Source organism: Dendrosporobacter quercicolus (assembly GCF_900104455.1).
GTDB lineage: Bacteria > Bacillota > Negativicutes > DSM-1736 > Dendrosporobacteraceae > Dendrosporobacter > Dendrosporobacter quercicolus.
On record NZ_FNHB01000008.1, the window covers coordinates 59071 to 78567 of the forward strand.

Annotated in this window: 22 protein-coding genes; 17 read left to right on the forward strand and 5 right to left on the reverse strand. The window is 50.8% G+C overall.

Features of this window, described 5'->3' with window-relative positions; translation table 11 throughout:
- Window positions 1–106 precede the first annotated feature (106 nt).
- Genes BLR06_RS14315 through BLR06_RS14325 form a run of 3 tightly spaced genes read left to right on the forward strand, consistent with a single transcriptional unit; the run spans window position 107 to window position 3638 of the window.
- Window positions 107–877 carry a glycosyltransferase family 2 protein gene (locus BLR06_RS14315; RefSeq protein WP_092074278.1) on the forward strand — a complete coding sequence of 257 codons (771 nt, stop codon included), beginning with the start codon at window positions 107–109 and terminating at the stop codon, window positions 875–877.
- 3 nt (window positions 878–880) lie between these two features.
- Window positions 881–2263, forward strand: a complete 1383-nt coding sequence (locus BLR06_RS14320) for a mannose-1-phosphate guanylyltransferase/mannose-6-phosphate isomerase (RefSeq protein WP_092074279.1) — start codon at window positions 881–883, stop codon at window positions 2261–2263.
- 10 nt (window positions 2264–2273) lie between these two features.
- On the forward strand, window positions 2274–3638 hold the full coding sequence (locus tag BLR06_RS14325) for a phosphohexomutase domain-containing protein (protein ID WP_092074280.1): 1365 nt from the start codon (window positions 2274–2276) through the stop codon (window positions 3636–3638).
- Between the two features lie 203 nt (window positions 3639–3841).
- Here the strand turns inward: BLR06_RS14325 and BLR06_RS14330 are convergent, their stop codons facing one another.
- The 3 genes from BLR06_RS14330 to BLR06_RS14340 all read right to left on the reverse strand — a co-directional run bounded on the left by BLR06_RS14330 (window position 3842) and on the right by BLR06_RS14340 (window position 6780).
- Window positions 3842–4780 (reverse strand): hypothetical protein, encoded by a 939-nt coding sequence (locus BLR06_RS14330; protein WP_139164501.1) that lies wholly within the window; start codon window positions 4778–4780, stop codon window positions 3842–3844.
- A 25-nt stretch (window positions 4781–4805) separates the two neighbouring features.
- Window positions 4806–5846, reverse strand: a complete 1041-nt coding sequence (locus tag BLR06_RS14335; RefSeq protein WP_139164502.1) for a hypothetical protein — start codon at window positions 5844–5846, stop codon at window positions 4806–4808.
- An 88-nt stretch (window positions 5847–5934) separates the two neighbouring features.
- Window positions 5935–6780 (reverse strand): CsgG/HfaB family protein, encoded by an 846-nt coding sequence (locus tag BLR06_RS14340; RefSeq protein ID WP_092074283.1) that lies wholly within the window; start codon window positions 6778–6780, stop codon window positions 5935–5937.
- Between the two features lie 322 nt (window positions 6781–7102).
- Here BLR06_RS14340 and BLR06_RS19590 point away from each other — a divergent pair, with 322 nt between their 5' ends.
- The 7 genes from BLR06_RS19590 to BLR06_RS14380 all read left to right on the forward strand — a co-directional run bounded on the left by BLR06_RS19590 (window position 7103) and on the right by BLR06_RS14380 (window position 13697).
- Window positions 7103–7774 (forward strand): hypothetical protein, encoded by a 672-nt coding sequence (locus BLR06_RS19590; RefSeq protein ID WP_173812955.1) that lies wholly within the window; start codon window positions 7103–7105, stop codon window positions 7772–7774.
- 215 nt (window positions 7775–7989) lie between these two features.
- Window positions 7990–8934: a UTP--glucose-1-phosphate uridylyltransferase GalU gene (gene galU / locus BLR06_RS14355; RefSeq protein WP_092074285.1), complete on the forward strand. Its 945-nt coding sequence runs from the start codon at window positions 7990–7992 to the stop codon at window positions 8932–8934.
- Window positions 8935–9132: 198 nt separating this feature from the next.
- The gene (locus BLR06_RS14360; protein ID WP_092074286.1) at window positions 9133–10614 is read left to right on the forward strand and encodes a glucose-6-phosphate isomerase; all 1482 of its coding nucleotides are present in this window, start codon (window positions 9133–9135) and stop codon (window positions 10612–10614) included.
- A 98-nt stretch (window positions 10615–10712) separates the two neighbouring features.
- Window positions 10713–11219 (forward strand): hypothetical protein, encoded by a 507-nt coding sequence (locus BLR06_RS14365; protein WP_092074287.1) that lies wholly within the window; start codon window positions 10713–10715, stop codon window positions 11217–11219.
- A gap of 7 nt (window positions 11220–11226) precedes the next feature.
- The gene (locus BLR06_RS14370; protein ID WP_092074288.1) at window positions 11227–12474 is read left to right on the forward strand and encodes a secretin N-terminal domain-containing protein; all 1248 of its coding nucleotides are present in this window, start codon (window positions 11227–11229) and stop codon (window positions 12472–12474) included.
- A 17-nt stretch (window positions 12475–12491) separates the two neighbouring features.
- A complete protein-coding gene (locus tag BLR06_RS14375; protein ID WP_092074289.1) occupies window positions 12492–13163 on the forward strand; it encodes a response regulator in 672 nt (223 codons plus the stop codon).
- A 57-nt stretch (window positions 13164–13220) separates the two neighbouring features.
- Window positions 13221–13697 (forward strand): glycosyltransferase family 2 protein, encoded by a 477-nt coding sequence (locus BLR06_RS14380; protein WP_092074290.1) that lies wholly within the window; start codon window positions 13221–13223, stop codon window positions 13695–13697.
- Between the two features lie 17 nt (window positions 13698–13714).
- Here BLR06_RS14380 and BLR06_RS14385 read toward each other — a convergent pair whose 3' ends face one another.
- Window positions 13715–14287 (reverse strand): hypothetical protein, encoded by a 573-nt coding sequence (locus tag BLR06_RS14385; protein WP_092074291.1) that lies wholly within the window; start codon window positions 14285–14287, stop codon window positions 13715–13717.
- A 197-nt stretch (window positions 14288–14484) separates the two neighbouring features.
- Here BLR06_RS14385 and BLR06_RS14390 point away from each other — a divergent pair, with 197 nt between their 5' ends.
- The 7 genes from BLR06_RS14390 to BLR06_RS14420 all read left to right on the forward strand — a co-directional run bounded on the left by BLR06_RS14390 (window position 14485) and on the right by BLR06_RS14420 (window position 19013).
- Window positions 14485–14832: a ferritin-like domain-containing protein gene (locus BLR06_RS14390; protein WP_092074292.1), complete on the forward strand. Its 348-nt coding sequence runs from the start codon at window positions 14485–14487 to the stop codon at window positions 14830–14832.
- Window positions 14833–14867: 35 nt separating this feature from the next.
- Window positions 14868–15704 carry a family 1 encapsulin nanocompartment shell protein gene (locus BLR06_RS14395; RefSeq protein WP_092074293.1) on the forward strand — a complete coding sequence of 279 codons (837 nt, stop codon included), beginning with the start codon at window positions 14868–14870 and terminating at the stop codon, window positions 15702–15704.
- Between the two features lie 94 nt (window positions 15705–15798).
- Window positions 15799–16188 (forward strand): GxxExxY protein, encoded by a 390-nt coding sequence (locus BLR06_RS14400; protein WP_245698164.1) that lies wholly within the window; start codon window positions 15799–15801, stop codon window positions 16186–16188.
- A 90-nt stretch (window positions 16189–16278) separates the two neighbouring features.
- Window positions 16279–18159, forward strand: coding sequence for an ABC-F family ATP-binding cassette domain-containing protein (locus tag BLR06_RS14405; RefSeq protein ID WP_092074295.1), 1881 nt, complete (start codon window positions 16279–16281; stop codon window positions 18157–18159).
- 207 nt (window positions 18160–18366) lie between these two features.
- Window positions 18367–18591: a DUF1659 domain-containing protein gene (locus tag BLR06_RS14410; protein WP_092074296.1), complete on the forward strand. Its 225-nt coding sequence runs from the start codon at window positions 18367–18369 to the stop codon at window positions 18589–18591.
- A gap of 41 nt (window positions 18592–18632) precedes the next feature.
- Window positions 18633–18845, forward strand: coding sequence for a DUF2922 domain-containing protein (locus BLR06_RS14415; protein ID WP_092074297.1), 213 nt, complete (start codon window positions 18633–18635; stop codon window positions 18843–18845).
- A gap of 24 nt (window positions 18846–18869) precedes the next feature.
- Window positions 18870–19013, forward strand: a complete 144-nt coding sequence (locus BLR06_RS14420) for a YvrJ family protein (RefSeq protein WP_092074298.1) — start codon at window positions 18870–18872, stop codon at window positions 19011–19013.
- Between the two features lie 110 nt (window positions 19014–19123).
- Here BLR06_RS14420 and BLR06_RS14425 read toward each other — a convergent pair whose 3' ends face one another.
- Window positions 19124–19372, reverse strand: a complete 249-nt coding sequence (locus tag BLR06_RS14425; RefSeq protein ID WP_092074299.1) for a TIGR03905 family TSCPD domain-containing protein — start codon at window positions 19370–19372, stop codon at window positions 19124–19126.
- Window positions 19373–19497: the final 125 nt, after the last annotated feature.

Here is a 19497-nt window from a genome sequence, read left to right on the forward strand (position 1 = left end):
ATTACATTCTTTCCCTTTTTGAACTTAAAGGACAATAAAACTTGCCGCTAGAAAAGAGCATTATGGCAAGAAATAAATCCAGTTTAAGTTTAGAGGAGAATGAACAGTGATTAGTATCATCATGCTTGTACACAATGCCCCGTTATATACCGCGCACTCTTTGAAGACGCTCAAACAAGCGGGCGCTGAGGATTGCGAGCTGATCGTTTTAGACAATGCGTCCGGGCTGAAAACGAAAAAACTGCTGACAAACATGCAGCATAGCGGCTACATCGATAAATTGGTATTCTTAAATCAAAATACCTTATTTGCTAAGGGCAATAATATTGCCGCCAAACTGTGCAGTGCAAATAGCCGGTATATTCTTTTATTAAATTCCGACGTGGAGATCAGACATAAGGCCTGGTTAAAAACGTTACTGGATCTTCATCAGCGCGGGGCGACCGCTTTCGGGGTATGTGACGATTATCCCTATACCCGGGGCGACGGCTATTGCTTTCTCATCGACCGGGATTTATATGACACGTACCAGCTGGATGAAGAATTTGAGTGGTGGTGGTCTGTCACCAAATTACAGGCGGAATTGCTGAATGCTGGTCATCGGGTGGCGGCCGTGCGCAATCATGAACGGCTCCTGTATCACTACGGCGGCAAGTCCGGCCGGGCCTGGAAGAATTCCAAAGGCATGCAGGTCGAGGGCGAAACGGTCGTAAAGTGGTTTAAGGCAAATAGCATTATGCTGATTGATTCGGTGGCCACGGATGAACAAGGCAGCATTTATCAGCCGTATGCGCCCATTAATATTTGGCTTAAGCTCCAAAAATTCCGGAAAAGCGCTTCAAAACGGTTAAGGAGCTGCTTGAAAAAGGAGAATTAACCAATGAAGATTATTATTTTGGCCGGCGGGGGCGGCTCACGGCTGTTTCCGCTGTCGCGCACGTGTTATCCCAAACAATTTTTAAATATTGGCAACGAGCAGTCTTTATTGGTGCAAACAGTGCAGCGGTTTCTGCCGCTGGTAAAGCCTGAGGACATTGTGGTAATCACCAACCAGGGTTATTTGCATCATGTCAAAGCTGAATTAGCCGCCTGTCAGGCTGAGGCGGCGCATATTGTACTGGAACCGGTGGGGCGCAATACCGCCCCGGCCATTGCCCTGGCCGTTCGGTATTGCCTGGATGAGTTGAAGCTGGATAGTGACGAGGTATTGCTGGTTACGCCCTCCGACCATATTGTCCAGGGCAGCAAGAGCTTTATCGAAACCGTGCGTAAAGCGGCGGGGCTGGCGGCAGCCGGTAAGCTGGTTACATTCGGAATCAAGCCGGATAAACCGGAAACCGGTTATGGTTATATTCAGGCCGGGTCAGCCTGCCAGGGCGGTTATGTGGTGCAGGCTTTTCAGGAAAAGCCTGACCGGGCGACTGCCGAAAAGTATCTGGCCGCCGGGAACTATTTTTGGAACTCCGGCATGTTTGCGTTTTCCATTGATTGCATTATGCAGGAATTGGCCAGCTATCAGCCGGAAATAGCTGAGCTGGCCGCAGGCGGCTATGCCGGACTGCTGGCTGATTTCGCCGCCCTGCCGAATATTTCCATCGACTATGCGGTGGCGGAAAAATCAAACAATGTGGTAACCGTACCGCTCACTTCCTATTGGAATGATATTGGTTCCTGGGATGCCATTTATGAGGTTCTGGACAAAGATGAGCAGGGCAATGCCGTACACGGTGATTGTATGCCGGTTGATTGTTCCAATACCCTGATGCTGGGCCGCAGCCGCCTGATTGCGGGCATTGGGCTGGAAGACCTGCTGGTGGTGGAGACCGACGATGTGATTTTGGTGGCCAAGAAAGGCGAGTCGCAAAAGGTAAAAGCTCTGGTCGAAAAACTTAGGCAGCAGGGACGCAAGGAAGCCAATGAAAACACCACTATGTATCGCCCGTGGGGCAGTTATACGGTATTGGGCGAGGGTCCGGGCTATAAGATGAAAAAGATTACGGTCAGCCCGGGCCAGCGCTTGAGTCTGCAGCTGCATTATCATCGCAGCGAGCACTGGATTGTAACCGGGGGCGCGGCCAGAGTGACCATTGGCGAAGAAGAGAAAATGGTGCATGAAAACGAGAGTGTGTTTGTGCCGCAGTCGACCAGGCACCGGCTGGAGAATCCGGGCCGGATACCGTTGGAGATCATTGAGGTGCAAAACGGCAGCTATCTGGAAGAAGACGATATTGTCCGGTTTGATGATATTTACGGGCGGGTATAGGAGCGTGGAGATGCAATTGTTACGCAATGCCTTTAAGGCTTATGATATTCGCGGCAAGGTGCCGGAAGAACTCAATGAGGAAATGGCTTACCGGATTGGCCGGGCGTTTGTGGCTATTTTCAAGGCCGGAAAAGTGGCTGTCGGTCATGATATCCGACTGTCCGGCCCGCTGCTGCGGGCGGCTTTGGTCAGAGGCCTGACCGAAGCGGGCTGTGATGTTGTTGATATTGGGGTATGCGGCACAGAGCAAATTTATTTTGCAACCGCTCACTGGCAGTTAGATGGCGGCATAATGATCACTGCCAGTCATAATCCGCAGGAGTATAACGGCATGAAGCTGGTCCAGGCCGGGGCCCGGCCGGTCAGCGGCGACAGCGGGCTGAAGGAACTGGAGGAAGCGGTGATTGCCGGGGCGTTTCCCACGGTACCCACGGCGGCAGGCCAGGTCAGCCGCCGGGAGATCCTGCCGGAATATATCCGGCATTTGCTGGGGTATGTGGACAAGGCGGCGTTAAAGCCGCTGAAAGTGGTGGTCAATGCCGGCAATGGCGCGGCCGGACCGGTCATTGACGCTTTGGAGCGGCAGCTGCCCTTTACTTTTGTTAAAGTCAATCATGAGCCTGACGGCAATTTTCCCAATGGCATTCCCAACCCTTTGCTGGTCGAGAACCGGGAAGCTACGGCTAAAGTGGTGCGTGAAACGGGAGCCGATATTGGAATTGCCTGGGACGGCGATTTTGACCGCTGCTTCTTATTTGATGAAACCGGCGCTTTCATTGAGGGCTATTATCTGGTGGGTTTTCTGGCGCAGGCTTTTTTACGCAAACATCCCGGCGCGAAAATCGTTCATGATCCCCGTCTGACCTGGAACACGATTGAGGTTGTCACCAAGGCGGGCGGTATTCCCATTCAGAACAAAACCGGTCATGCGTTTATGAAGGAACGGCTGCGCCGGGAGGATGCCGTATATGGCGGGGAGATGTCGGCCCATCACTATTTCCGCGATTTTGCCTATTGCGACAGCGGTATGATTCCCTGGCTGCTGGTACTGGAGATCGTGAGCCTGTCCGGCAAACCGCTTTCTCAATTGCTGCGGGAAAGGGTAGCCTGCTATCCGGTCAGCGGCGAAATCAACCGTCAGGTAGCGGAACCCGCCGCAGTGATCAGGAAGCTGGAAGAAATTTATGCCCCGGCGGCGCTGGTTGTTGATTACACCGACGGGGTCAGTATTGAATTGGCCGACTGGCGGTTTAATGTCCGCATGTCCAACACCGAACCGGTATTGCGCTTGAATGTGGAATCACGCTGCGATGAACGGCTGATGCGGGAAAAGACGGCCGAGCTGCTGGCCTTGATTCGGGAGACGCGGGTTTAGAGTCATTGACCAGGTGGACTGATAAGCGGCAGGCTTTCTACGTGAATTGCCTAATGGCAAAAAAGAGCAGAACCTGAAGTATCCTGATACTCAAGTTTTGCTCTTTTTACAGCTCTTTTTAATTTAAGGATGCTGAATCACCGCGCCGAAACGTGAATAGGTTCAATTGTACTCTTGTGGCGGGCTCGTCATTTGCAGTTTAGTTACTGCTTAAAAACAACGTTGCATTTGGACAAGAAATCGCCGCTCTGGGTATTGGCGGCAAGCAGCCGGTCGGCATCGGCCTTGCTGATAATTAGATTATTGTCATTATCACGCAGTCCCCAAGCTTTTATGATCAATGGTTTTTTTCCGGCACGCGAAAGACCGGCATCTACCTGGTAAATATCTTCTGCTGTGGCGGCATAGTCAACCATACCATAAGAAATTGCAAACTGGGGGTCAATATTCATATGGCCATAGATTGCCCGCCCGGTGTCGTCATAAATAACCGGGGAGAAGGTACGGTTTAACGGCAAGCCGGCGGTTTCAACAACCAAACCTGTATAGTCTGCCGGAGATGAGCCGGAGGCGGTTTCGCCGGGGGCAGCTGGCCTTACAGCGTCAGAACTGGGAACCGGCAGTGGCTGACGGGGCGTGTGTTCCGTAATTGTACCGATTACGGCTTGGGAAACATTCGGGTACATTGGGATAGCCAGGGTGACTTCCCAGATATCGCCGCCCAAATCCTTACGGTCAATTTCAATTGCGCCTTTAATAACACCTTGAACAGAAGTGATAATTTCGTCTTTAATCAACTGATTATTATGAATAATTGTTGTAGATAATACATTAGCGCCTTGAATGGCTTCTAACAAATTTCTTTGGGCAACTACTTTGGCGGCAGTAAGGGCCTGGCCTTTTCTTAAGACCGGACTTTTACTTCCTTCAGCAGGTGCACCGATGCCTTTGGCAATGATTACTTTTTGGCTCCAGTCAATATAAGCGCCACTACCGGTGGCAGGACTGACACCAAATGTGTCAACGGCAGGGCTTGTCTCATTGACTGTGATATTTACAGTTGCAGCCCCTGTTAGGAGCGGGAATAGCATAATCATGAAGGTTAGAAGCCCTGTAAGTACAAACTGTTTTTTCTGCATCATTTTAGCCTCCATTTTTTAGAGTGTGTCAATATACTATTGATACGTGAATTGCACTGTTTGATACAGCTGTAATTGCTAAACCTGGTAAGCTGATTTGTTTCAAAGCATTGGCTAGTGTAAGGGGAGTTCCGGTGTAGTCCAGATCGATTTTAGCCGTTCCATTATTATAATCACGGATATAGGCTTTTTTAACTCCCTTTATGTGTTCCAGTTCTTTTATCAGCAGAGAGATTTTGGAAAAACTGGTCGCATGAAAAACCGTTAGCTGTATCCCTGTTTCAGTACTACCGGCATAGGCCAGCAGTTTCTCTATCATGTAGTCACCCATAAGTTCGCCGGCATTGTTCAGTGCTTTTTTGGCAGCCGTAAATTCGGTAATGTCGGCCCCGCCTGCATGAAACCCCTGGGCTGCGACAATTTCACCGGTGTCGGCTTTAATTAATTTTGCTTCTACCCGGGCCCGGCAGGAGTGCATGCCGCTATTTCCAATGTTGCCTGCATACTCGCTGAATGCTTCTCCCACCAATAAGTAATCGACATTGTAGCTGGTTGCCAGTGCAATTGCTTCACTAGTTTCGCCGCGGGTTAGTGATTTAATGACATTTGTGTAACGAATTGCCTGTATTTGTTGTGGATCAACAACACGGGAAAAGCCGGCCTCGGTTAACTTGCGAATGACAGCAGTTTCTCCTGCCGGATCGGGAATCCTGGCCGTCAGGTGGAATTCGGGAATGATAACCGCAATCCTGGGGTCTTGCAGGCTGTGTTTGATCAAATTAAGGCGCTGCAGTTGGGAAACCAGCGCGGAGTTTGGGGTGGTGTCAACATTTGCTTTAATTGTAACTGTAGTGCCATCGAAACTACGGTTTTCACTAAGAATTTCGAATCCGTTCACATATCCTTTGGAATTAGTATAGATTTCGTCTTTGACCATACGCATGTTTTTTACGAGTGTTTCGGCGCTTACTAAGGTTCCAACGGTTTGCTCCACTGCATTACGGAGCGCGTCATTAATCGCTTCCTCACGGTTTAGTCCAAATCCCTGTACGGAAACTTCTTTGGCCATTGCTGTGGAGGCAAGCAGCCCTGTCAACAGCATAATTACCAGCAACATCATAAACTTTTGCTTCAATTCACTCACCACTAACTTTAATTTATTTGATTCTTCTTACTTTATCTCCCGGTTTTATGGCTTTCGCTGCCGATTCTTTAAGTTTCCCTGTCGCAGTAGTTGCTTCGGCGCCGGTGATCGTAAATGAAGCCAGATCAGTTTTTTCTATCGCCACAAGAGCACCGGTAAGCGGGTGGTAGATGGGATTTCCTTCACGCATGATGAGGTAGGTTTGACCGGCTTCCACACCATGCTCACGGCCAAGATCAATCATTACTTTATCGCCCTGGACTAAGATTACTATGCCTTCTAACGGATTAATCTCATTTATTTTAAAGGCAATTGCCTCAATGGCTCTGCGAGCCGCTGCCGTAAATACAGAAGGATCCAAGCGGGGATTGCTGTTATTCCCCGAAAAGGCGGCCGATTTTTTGCCTACTGTCTGATCGGCGAAAATTATCGTTCCGGTTTGGGCGTCGATCATTCGTACCGATACTACGACTTTGGCTTTAGTTGAAAAAAAATCCTGCTCAACGCCTGCTTCCACTATAGTGCCGGTTACCAGGTAGTCTAATCCTAACAGCTTGCCAATCTGTGCAGCTGATTGTCCATCAATAATACCGCTGGCGCCGCGTACTTGTTCCTTCAAAAGTGCATCCAGCCTGTTTCTTTCTACTACTTCATAGTTTTTGTTTTGTACAAGTTCAGCAATCAGAATATCCGATATGCCCCGTCCCATCGTATAATCGGAAACTTGTGAGGCGTTTTCGAAAGACACTACTCCAATACGTTTTTTTGCAGCTTCTGCAGCCAGGGGATTGATCACTTGTGATACGCAGAATACGAAAAATAAAATCATGGATAGAGTGCAAATACGTGCTGTCTTCATCGGCTAGTCATCTCCTAATTATATAGTTGTAAAGAAATTTAAGCTTTACGTGCTATATTTCCACATATTTCTTGAAAAAACCTCCAAATAACAGTAAAGGTTTCTCAATTTTGGGACAAAATACATATTTAATCCATTAGTCGGGCATGACGCGGAGACAGGTCCGGTGTACGGTTTGAAATGGTATGCTGGCTGCTTTTCTGCCGTTAAGGCCCGACGCAAGCCGGGTTTTCCGTTGCTAGCCATACGCGGCTGGCCTGATTTCATGTTGTAGCTGCAAGCAAAACCATGTTAGAATAGCGGTAAGGAGAGTGAGCGGCTGATGGAAAAATTGTTACAGCAGGTGATTAATCGCCTTGAGCGCATGGAACAGGGGCAGCAAAAGCTGCAAGAAGATGTTAGCGGTCTTAAGGGAGATGTTAACGGCCTCAAAGAGGATGTTGGCGGTCTTAAGGGAGATGTTAACGGTCTCAAAGAAGATGTTAACGGTCTCAAAGAAGATGTTAACGGTCTCAAAGGGGATGTTGGCGGTCTCAAAGAAGATGTTAGTGGCTTAAAAGAGGATGTTGGCAGCCTCAAGAAAGATGTTAACGGTCTTAAAGAGGATGTTAACTTTTTAAAAGTAGATGTTGGCAGTCTAAAGAGCGGGCAGCAAGAACTGCAACACAGTCAGCACAAGCTGGCAGCCGGCCAGACTGAATTACAGCAAGTGGTTGCGGGTCTTAAACAGGGTCAGCAGTCTTTGCGGGAAGAGGTCGGCAATTGCAAAGGCCAGCTCACTGAGAATACGGCTTTGCTTCAGGCGCTGATGCATAATGTAGAGATGGTGAATGCCAAAGTTGACGGTTTAACGGTAAATTCGTTGAGCAAAGAGGCTCTGACTGATCTGGCGACAAAGGAAGATATTAAACGTCTTGATACCAAATTTGAAATTGTCAATTCCAAACTGTTCAATCAGGAAGTGGAGATTTATCAGCTCAAGGCTGTTAAATAAACGGAAGCTCGAAGATACCGCTGCCAGGCTGGATGGGCTGGCAGCCAATACGGCAAGCCGGGAACCGGTTGATGAACTTGCGAAAATGTTGGACAGGATGGCGGCGGTATATCCTTTCTGGCGTGCAAGGCCATTGAACATGATGATGCTAGCCGATTTGGCGGCGGCCCCGGAGTTGGGCAAGCAGTTCATTATCGCTGGAAAGGATTTGAGCAATGAGTAAAAGTCAGAAAATACGCAAGGCCATTATTCCCGCGGCCGGCCTGGGGACGAGGTTTCTGCCGGCAACCAAGGCGCAGCCCAAGGAAATGCTGCCAATTGTTGATAAGCCGGCCATCCAGTATATTGTGGAGGAAGCCATCCAGTCCGGTATTGAAGAGATTTTAATCATCACCGGCCGCAACAAGCGGGCGATTGAGGATCATTTTGACCGCTCGGTGGAGTTGGAGTTGCAGCTTAAAAAACAGGGGAAATACGACCTTCTGGGGCTAGTGGAGGAAATATCCAAAGTAACCATTCACTATGTACGGCAAAAGGAGGCCAAGGGACTCGGGCATGCGGTGCTTTGCGCCAAACAGTTTGTCGGCAATGACCCGTTCGCCGTGTTGCTGGGTGATGATATTGTGGATGCTGCTGTGCCCTGCCTGAAGCAGCTGATTGATGTCTATGAGGATTACCCTGGCACTATTTTGGGGGTTCAGGAGGTTCCTAAGGCCAAAGTAGCCAGTTATGGAATTGTGAATCCTAAGCCTGTCAAGCATAACTTATGGCAGGCCGTTAATTTAGTTGAAAAGCCTGCGGTGGATGAAGCGCCTTCGCTCCTGGCGGTCTTGGGCCGGTATATCATTGAACCGGATATTTTTCCGTTATTGGAACAGACTGAGCCGGGGCTGGGCGGGGAAATTCAGCTGACTGACGCTTTGTGCCGTTTGGCTGCCGTCAGTCCGGTGTATGCCTATCATTTTTATGGCCGCCGTTATGATGTCGGCGATAAGCAGGGCTATCTTGAAGCAACCGTGGAATATGCTTTAAAACGGCCGGATCTGCGAGAGGCTTTTTTGAAATATCTGCTCAAAACGGTTGGTCCGCTTGTTGGCAATGAACAGGCCGCAGCGGCTGTCACCGATGAGTGGCCGGAGAAAGAAGCCAAACAAATCTAGCAAGCGCCGCGCCTGGACAGGCGCGGTTTTTTCGTTGATTTCAGACCAAAGGCATATTCTTATGTAACTGCTCATATACATAGAGGAGAGCAGCGGAGTCTGGCGGGGGTTATGCGAATATTTTGACTTCACCGGCAGGGAAACCAATGATTGCAGATGAATAGTAATAAAAAGAATCATTCATTTGGAGGTGTGCGGATGGATAAGAATAAGGCCAAAGTTGTGCTGGATTCGGGAATTACCTTCGATTATACCAATCTGTATGGCGATACCAAGGTAACCGATGCCGATCTGGCTGATGTAGCGGCGAAACTGGCCAGGTCTCATCAGGCTGTGGCTGAGATGCGGCTGAATGGCGAAGTGCGGGGCCATGTATCAAAAGACGGCAGTCCGGAAAAGGTCTTATTTACCGAGCTGCCCTATGTGAAGACCGGCAACCTGAATTCACCGGAATCGATCAACCGCTTAAAGCAGTTTGGCCAAACGGTGCGCAACCAGGTGGATGCGGTGATCTCTTTTGGTATTGGCGGTTCTTATCTCGGCAACAAGGTATTGTTTGATGTTCATTGCGGCGAGTTTTGGAACAGCAAAAGCACTGAGGCCCGTCGGGGTTATCCCAAACTGTATTTTAGCGGCAATAATATCGATCCGCGGCGGACTACCGAGATCATCGAGCAGCTGCAGGCCGATGCCGCCTGTTCCTTGTATGATTTAACCACCAGGCCTTACCGGGTGATGCTGATTGTTATTTCCAAATCAGGCGCAACCTTGGATACCATGGCCGCTTTTATGGTTATTTATGAAGCTTTGCAACAGCTGCCGCAGATTAGCGTGGAAGTAGTTGCCGTAACCGGGCCGGCTGCCGGCGGGGCGCCTTCATTGCTGGGCCGGCTGGCGGCTGAGTATGACTGGCCGGCGTTCCAGGTCCCGGATGGCGTCGGCGGACGGTTCAGCGTTTTTTCCGAAGTTGGCTTAATCACAGCTGCCTGCATCGGCTTTGATATTGATCAGTTCCTGGCCGGAGCCCGGTCGATGGATGAAGCCTGCCAGTCCGGGGAACTGTGGCGTAACCCGGCCCTGCTGAATGCGGCGTTAAAATATATCTCAGCAGTGAAATACGGGCGGAGCTGTGAAGTTTTTATGCCCTATGCCGATTATTTAAAGTCAGTGGCCGAATGGTATGTTCAGCTGCTGGCCGAATCGCTGGGCAAACGGTTTGATAAGGATGGCGGCCTGAAATTCTATGGCCGCACGCCGGTCGTTGCTGTCGGAACTACCGACATGCATGCCCAGACCCAATTGCATCAGGACGGCCCCAGAGATAAAGTAATCCAGTTTGTGGCGATTGGCGAGTGGAATAATGATCCGGTGATACCGGATGCTTTTCCTAAGGCCGCAGGTCTTTCCGCACTTGCGGGGATCGGCATGAGCGCCGCGCTGGAAGTTGCCCGGTCCGCCAATGCCGAGGCTTTGGCGCGGGATTGCCGCTTTAACGCGACAATTGTTTTGCCGCGTCTCAGCGCTTTTTATTTGGGGCAGCTGTTGTATATGCTGGCCTTGTCGGTCGCTTATGAGGGGGAACTGGCCAACGTGGACGCGTTTGATCAGCCCGGAGTTGAAGCCTATAAGCGCTTGATGGGACCCAGCCTGAAGCAGTTAAAACTGACGTCCAAAAGATAATGCTTTCTCCTGTAAATCCTGCCAATTCCTGACAGGATTTTTTTGTATTTATGTAGAAGTTTAGAAAGTATTGATGAAAAAGGGCGGTAGTTGGTTCAATGACTGTGAATATTAGGGAGTTCTGCGCCAAATTGCCGCCGCGGCAGAAGGCTTTGGTCATTGTCGGCGCAGCGGCGCTGCTGCTGGCGGCAGTAAACTTTTTTGCTGCTGCCGGAGAGTCGGACAGCCATCAGGTTTCCAGCGCTTCCGTACCGGCCCGGTCCGGCCTGGCGGTGTCGCAGCCGGTGATGCCCCGGGGTTTCCGGCGGGAAGCTGTGCTAAAAGACCCGTTTGCCGTACCGGCGGCTTATCAAAGACCAACACTGCCGGTAAATACTGCCCGGCAGCCGGCAGCCGGGCTCCAAACGGCTGAAACTGTCCCGCCGGTATTAACCGGGGTGGTGTCCGGCAATTCAAAACGCCTGGCCATCCTTGAGTATCAGTCCGCAAGCCGCGCTTATCAGGCCGGGGAGCAGGTCGGGCCGTTTCTGCTGGCAGCAGTTTCGGATCATTCCGTTATCCTGACCGGTCCTGACGGGAATCTGACGCTTACACTGGGAAGGTGATAAGGGTATGATGGCAAGAAAGACGGGCTTACTGCTGCTGATTATTACACTGCTGCTGACTTCGGCGTCAGCAGCCGGTTCCCTGGTGAATATGAATGTAACCAATGGCGAGGTGCGGGATGTACTGACCGCTTTGGCTGCTGTCGGCGGCGTCAGCATTGTGGCTGATGATACGGTAAGCGGTAAAATCACCGTCCGGCTGAATGCTGTTCCCTTTGCCACAGCGCTGGATATTGTCACGAAAACCAAAGGCCTCAGCTATCAGCGCTTAGGCGATATCATCATTGTCGGCAGCCCGGAACAGCTGCAGCGCGGCTTTGGTGAAATTGCCATCTTCCGGCTGCAGTATGCTGAGGCTGCCGAGGCAGCGGGGCTGCTGGGCGTGGTGCTGGCCCGTCAGCCCGCCTCCGCCGGGGCGGCGCTTTCCCACCGGTTAAAGGTGGATGCGGCGACCAATTCTCTCATCTTTTCAGGTACGCCGGGCGAAACGGATCAGATTCGCCAGGTACTGGCCGCCATTGACATTCCCTGCCAGCAGGTTGTGCTGGAGGCCCAGGTTTTAGCAATCAATCGTGATGCTGCGAAAAGTCTGGGCGTGGAATGGGAATGGTCGAAGGGACCCAATTACCCGGACTACAGCAAACAGGATGACGGCTCCTGGAGGGTTGAGCGAAAAACAACGGCCGACAATGATAACATACCGGGAATCATTCAGTTTGGCCGTACGCCGGAGGGTTTTTCTTATGAAATGTACTATCAATTTAAGATTAATGCCCTGGTGACTGAGGGTAAGGCCAGTGTTTTGGCTAAACCGAAGATTATGACAATCAACGGCCGTGAAGCGGTGATCAATATCGGCGGCGAGCTGCCGGTGTCGGTAACGACAATTACCGATCATGCCACAACTGCGTCCGTTGAGTACAAGAATGCCGGAATTATCTTAAAGTATACGCCGCGGGTCAATGCTGACGGATATATCACCGCGACTGTACATACGGAGGTCAGCTCACCGGCCTATGTTCCTGAGTTAAAGGCTTATAAATTCAACAAGCGTTCCGCCAGCACCGAAGTACGGCTTAAGGATGGAGAGACAATGGTGATCGGCGGGCTGATCGGCAAAGATGAATTTTCATCAATGCGCAAGGTCCCGTTGTTAGGTGATCTGCCGGTGATTGGAGCATTGTTCCGCAGTGTTGGCAATTCGCAGAACGAATCGGAAGTGGTCATTTTCTTAACAGCGCACATCGTGAAATAAAAAGGGGGGAACGGTCAATGCCCATTAATGTTCTGATCGCTGACGATCATATGCTGTTGCGCAAAGGAATTAGGAATGTACTAGAATTTGAAAAAGATTTGACCGTTATTGGTGAGGCTGAAGACGGTGAAGCGGCGGTGGAATTGTCCTTGCAGTTAAGGCCTGATATCCTGTTGCTGGATATCAACATGCCGCGCCTGAACGGGCTGGAAGTTACGAAAAAGCTGCGTACCGCCAACAAAAAAATTAAGGTTTTAATATTGACCATCCATGATGATGAACACTATGTCATTGAAGTGATCAAGTCCGGCGCAGCGGGCTATCTGTTAAAGGATGTTGAACCAAGCATGCTGGTTAAGGCGATCCGGACCGTTTTTGATGGTGAAACCTTTATCTATCCGACGCTGGCCACCAGGCTGTTTGGTGAAATCAACCGCCGGGAGGAACGCAAGCAGGAAGTTGTTTCGATGCTGGAGCGGCGCAAGGAGGAACGGTTAACCTACCGCGAAATTGAAGTAATGGAACTAATCTGTAAGGGACTGAGCAATCATGACATTGCCAAGCAGCTGTTTTTGAGTGAGAAAACGGTAAAGAACCATCTGACCAATATTTTCCGGAAAATCAATGTCAGTGACCGGACGCAGGCGGTTATTTACGCCGTGAAAAACAGGATTGTATTTTTAGAGTAACCGGAAGCTGCCGGCCGGCGTATAATATTCTATCCCAGGTAAAGGGGGGTGGATATTTTGGTTTTTACTTATACCGCCAGCGTTTTTTTAGTGGCCTTGGCGATGTTTGGCAGCTGGTGTTTGCTTAAGGAGCTGTGGGGCTGTCTGCTCAGGCCGGGTTTAATGCGGCTGCCAAGCGTCACCTTTCTCATTATGGTTAAAAATATTGAACAGGATGTCGAGATCATGCTGCGCCACCTGATCCGGCAAATTGAAGATACCGGCACAGACTGTGATGTTGTGGTGGTGGATTGCAACTCGGACGATCTGACGGGAAGTATTTTAAACAGGCTGGCTGTTGAGCTGCCGGGGATCGTAATTTGCAGCGCCGTCGCTCCGGTCCGGTCGCTGGCGGCTGGTATTCCGCTCTGCCGGGGCGCTGTCATTCACGTGCTGGATACGGTTCACCGGTTGAATTGCGACGAATTTATGGTTACTGTCTGCAGCTTGCTGCAGCGGGACAGTCTGGAAATAGCCGTAAGGCAGCGCAGCTAGTCCTGATTGGCGCAGTACTAGCGGCCGCGTTTCAGGTTCAGCAAATCATAGATAACGTCAATGATTTTTGTGGCGATTCCGGCAATTGCCGCATAGCTGGCCGGACTATCGGTAAGTTCAGGGCTGAGTACCAAATGATGTAGCGCCAGGCGGGCGTGCTGCAGCTGTTTGTTCACTGTCGCCGGCGACCAGAGCACCGGCAGTTCAGCGCCGCCGGTCAGCTGCAGGGTGGAACGGTAAGGCTTGTTTGCCGTGCTTTTCACCCCGGTGACCGCATGCATATTGACGTAGCCGGTGCTGGTGTCGCCGGCTACTCTTGGTTTTCTGACTTTAAGCGGAACCAGGACAAGACCCGGAGCCAGCAGCAGCGGCTGCAGGATGGCCCGGTTGGTAAGTTTGGCCGTGCGGGCTTTGAGGGCCGGCAGATCGGTGGACGAGCTGCGGGCCAGCCGTTTGATGAGGGTGCGGACATTGTTGTCAACAGCGGAGGTCAGTCCGTCGGTGGAGATGATGGCGGACTGATCGCCAAACGGCGAATAACTGGGAACAATGGCCGCAATGTGTTCATAAGCAGGCAGACGGTAAGACACATTGACACCACCTTTTTGAACCGGTGTTCGCTAGCCAGTATATGTAGGGGAAGCCGTAGGTATGATGAAAATTTTGTTTTAAAATTTTGCTAAACGCGCCAGGTAGGTTTAATGTCGGCAGGAAAATTAATATTATTGACGAAACAGGTAATAATATCCTAAGAATAATGGTAAGATTGTTGATTTACAAAGGAGGAATGCATGTGGCATATGGAAAACCGGAATCAGACAGTGTTCAGGCTTCTCAGCTCGAGCAGCTGCTTATTTGGCTGCGTGAGGATTTAATGGGCGAATTACAGGCAATCAATCAGTACCAGGCGCATATTGACAATATTGATAATGCTGAAGTAAAAGACCTGCTGGCGCATATCCGCGACGACGAGAAAGAACATGTCGCTGAAATTACGCATCTTATTTCCCGGATTGATGCGATTCAACGGGAAAAATTCCTGGAAGACCACACGGTGGAAGGCGACGAACGGGTTGTCAGCGGGGAGCCGGATAACCGGGTACCTACCGTGGGCAGCATGTTTGGTCAAAAATAACCGCTGGTAACCAGTTTTTTTAGGAGGGATTTATTGTGGACTTTTTAGATCGCAACGCTGCGCCGCTGAATGAAGGCGAATGGCAGCGTATTGATGAAGCTGTTGTCAGCACTGCCCGCCGTACCTTGGTAGCCCGGCGGATCATTGATGTCCTGGGACCGCTTGGTTCGGGCGTGTATAGCATTCCTTACTCGGTCTTTAGCGGAAAATCCCCGACAGGAATTGATATGGTTGGGGAAAATGAAGAATTTGTCGTTGAAGCCAGCCGGCGGGCGACGATTAATTTACCTATTTTGTATAAAGATTTTAAAATTATGTGGCGGGATGTTGAAGCTGACCGGCATTTGGGCTTGCCGATTGATGTAAGCACTGCCGCCGTTGCCGGCAACTTTGTCGCTGTGCAGGAAGATCATCTGATTTTTAACGGCAATGTCGAATTGGGGCATGATGGCCTGTTTACTGTAAAAGACCGTCAGACTGTAGCGATCAGTGACTGGAATGAAACCGGCGCCGCTCTGGCCGATGTGGTCAAGGCAGTCGGTGCTTTAAGTCAGGCTGGTCATTACGGGCCTTATGCCATGGTAGTAAGCCCCGTGCTGTTTGGCCGGATGATCAGAGTGTTTGGCAATACCGGCATGCTCGAGCTTGATCAGGTCAAAGCGCTCATCACCGGCGGGGTTCATTACTCTAATGTCATCGGCGGTTCCAAGGCCGTAGTGGTCGCCACCGGCTCGCAAAACCTCAATCTCGCCCTGGGTCAGGATATGGTAACCGCCTACATGGGTCCGACCAGCATGAATCATGTATTCCGCGTACTGGAAACAGCAGCTCTCCTGGTACGCCGTCCGGACGCCATCTGTACAATCGAATAACCTATTGCAATAAAGCGCGATTAGCTATCGCGCTTTTTTTATTGTATAATTGAACCACAGAGGACACGGAGGACACAGAGGGTTTAGGGGAGTAATGATGGATAAGCGGTTAGATGAACGTATGGATAGTTTAACTGGTCGTGTTATTGGAGCTGCTTTAGAAGTACATAGTATTTTAGGGCCTGGGTATTTGGAAAGCATCTATGAGGAAGCTTTGGCTAGGGAATTTAACATATGTGGAATTGCGTATGAAAGGCAAAAGCCTGTTGCAATCGATTACAAAGGCTATGCGGTGGGAGCGGGACGGCTTGATTTTTTAATTGAACACAAAGTTATCCTGGAACTAAAAGCAGTTGAATCAATTGCGGCCATTCATACGGCGCAGATATTATCCTACTTAAAAATGACCGGGCTAAGAGTTGGTATGATTATCAATTTTAATGTGACAAGTTTACGCAGCGGTATCAAACGAATAATAAAATAACCTTTCCTGAGCGATAACATCGCTCAGTCGTAAACCTCTGTGCCCTCTGTGTACTCTGTGGTTCAATCGCATTTATTTTTTGAGGTGAGCATGACATTGTTAAAAGTGGAAGGACTGTCGAAGGCCTTTGGGATAGAGACCTTGTTTAGCGGGGTCAGCTTTGAGGTGCGCCGGGGGGATAAGGTTGGGCTGATTGGCGCAAACGGTACGGGTAAGACGACCCTGATGCGCTGTCTGATGGGGCTGGAGCAGGCTGACGCCGGTACGATCGGGCTGCCGTCCGGCGGCAATATCGGCTATGTTGAGCAGGAGGCGGCCTTGGGAAACGGCTGCTTATATGATGAATTATGTGTCGCCTTCCGGGATGTGCTGGCCTGGCAGGCGGAAATGAAGGAACTGGAGCAGGTGATTGCCGCCGAGCGGGACGAGGCTGCGCTGGAGGGGCTGATGAAGCAATACTCGGCTATTGTGGAGCGTTTTGAACGCGCCGGCGGCTATGCTTATGAGAGCACTGTCAAGCGGGTGGCGTTTGGCCTGGGCTTTGCCGAAGCCGATCTAACGCGTTCGGTCGCCGCTTTTTCCGGCGGCCAGAAAACCCGGATTTGTTTAGCCAAAGCGCTGATTCGCCAACCGGACTTTTTATTTTTGGACGAACCCACCAACCACCTGGACATTGGCATGGTTGAGTGGCTGGAGGAGTTTCTGGCCGGTTATCCCGGCGGGGTGCTGGTTATTTCCCATGACCGCTTTTTTCTGGATAAAGTCGCCGGGCGGATGCTTGAACTGGAAAACGGTACAGCTGCTGTTTACCACGGCAATTACACCAGGTATCTGGCCTTAAAGGCCGAGCGCCTGTCGGCTTTATCCGGCGCCTTCGCCAGACAGCAGCAAAAAATCGCCCAAACCGAGGAATATATCAGACGGTATAAGGCCGGTATTAAGTCCAAGCAGGCCCGGGGCCGGGAAAAACAACTGCAGCGGCTGGAGCGGATTGTGCTGCCGCCGGGCAGTGCCAGATTCAACTATTTTGCCTTTAATCCGCCCAGTGAATGCGCCGAACGGGTGGCTGAACTGGAGGACGCGGCGGCGGCGTATGGTTCCAGGACGATCTTTGAGCACCAGTCGCTGCTCATCCGGCGCGGTGACGGCATAGCTTTGGTTGGCCCCAACGGGGCTGGCAAAACAACCCTGCTCAAGCTGCTGATTGGCGAATTAACTCCCGCCGCCGGCAGGGTCAAACTGGGTAGCCGGGTGCGGCTTGGCTATTTTTCCCAGCAGCACGAAGGACTTAACTCCGCCAACCGGCTGCTTGATGAAATTATGCAGGAATATGGCTTGAGTGAGGAACGGGCCAGACATTATCTCGGCGCTTTTTTGTTCTGCGGCGACGAGGTGTTCAAGATTATCCGCGATTTAAGCGGCGGGGAAAAGTCGCGGCTGGCTTTTTTAAAGCTGATGCTGACCGGGGCCAATTTTCTGGTATTGGATGAACCGACCAATCATTTGGATATTCCGGCGAAAGAGGCGGTGGAAGAGGCGATCATGGCCTTTCCCGGAACCTTTATTGCCGTATCGCATGACCGCTATTTTCTGGACAAGGTTGCCAACTGTGTGGTGGAGCTGGCTGACGGCTGTCTGGTGGAGTATGCCGGGAATTACAGCTACTACCGCGAGCGGCGGCAAGCGGCGCAAAAAGCCGTTCAACCGGCGGAAAGACCGCTGGACAAGGCCGCTGAGCCGGTGAGAAAAAGCAAGCCCCGCCAGCAAAGAGCGGGCGATAAAGAAAAGCTGGCCCAACGGCTGGAAGGCGAAATCGCCATGCTGGAAGCCGAACTGAAAGCGTTGGAATTCAGGCTCAATGATCCTGCCAGCCATGTCGATCCGTCGGTTAGCCAAAGCCTTGCCGATGAACATCTGCGGGTACAGGCCGCGCTTGAGGCCAAGTACAATGACTGGCTGGAACTGCAGTAGCCCAAATATAATATCAACCACAGAGTACCCGGAGGACACAGAGGGTACGATATATTAATTTAGCAGTACCTCAGTGAACTCTGTGTCCTCTGTGGTTCAAATAACGTTATAAGTAAAGCCGGCTGGCGCGTTGAGTTGCGCTCAGCCGGCTTTTGCCGTTTAGGGGAGCCGGTGGTAAATTAATGATCAGAGAGGAGGTGATGACTGATGGCAGTGATAAAAATACCGCAAAGCTCCCGGTTAATTATTAAGGTGCAAACCGGAGTCAACACCAGCGGCAATGCCGTTTACCGGCAGCGCTCCTTCAATAACCTGAAGGCTGATGCGGCAGATGCCGATATTCATGCCGTCGGGCTGGCTTTGGCCGGTTTACAGGTGTATCCGGTTACCGCTGTTGGGCGTATTGATGATGTCGAACTGGTTGAACAGTAAAACGCGGTCGGCAGCAACCGAGAAGAAAGGAGGCAGCGCTTATGACGAAAACGTTGGAACTGGTCTTTCAGAGTGCGGCGGGCAAAGAAGTTACCCTGAATTTGGCCGATCCCCAGGAAGGCCTGACCAAAGCCGTCGTTGATGCGGTGATGGCTGAAATCATCAGCCGGAATATCTTTATCACCGCAACCGGTGAATTGACGCAAATCGTCGAGGCCCGGATCAAAACGACTGAAGCCGTCGTATTGGCGTAATCCAGGGATAAGGAGGCAGGCTGGATGGAACAAATGCTGGACTATGCGGTAAATTACGGCTTTGCTATGGCTGTCGCGGTTTATCTGTTGGTGCGCATGGAAGGCCGGCTGGATCAGCTGACGGTCAGCATTAACGAGCTCAGCAAGGCCATCACCGCTAAATTGTAAAACATAAGCAGCCGGTTGAACCGCAAAGTACACAAAGGGTTCTCAAAAATTCCCGGGCGCGATCATAATCGCGCCTTGGTTTTTTGCGTCCCCTTTGCGTCCTTTGCGGTTCAGCGATGTTTTACCAGCTCTTCCAAAGCGCGGGCGAGCTGGTCCGGACAGGAGGTCGGCTTGCCGCTGCAGGTAATGCCTTTTAACCGCTTGATGACCTCGCTGACCGGCATTCCTTCGACCAGCTTGCTGATGGCCATGAGGTTGCCGGGACAGCCCCGGTCAAATTTGACGCTTTTGACAATATCGTTTTCAATTTCCACAGAAATTCCTTTGGAACATACACCCCGGGTATTGTAGTAGCTCATCGGTTTAGCTCCTTCCCAATATAGTATAGTCCAGTATATGATCATTATAATTTTAGTGATTTCACTGCAAAATGTAAAGAGGCGCCGGCCAATGAAAAGAGGAATTGACCGGCTTATTTGCGAAT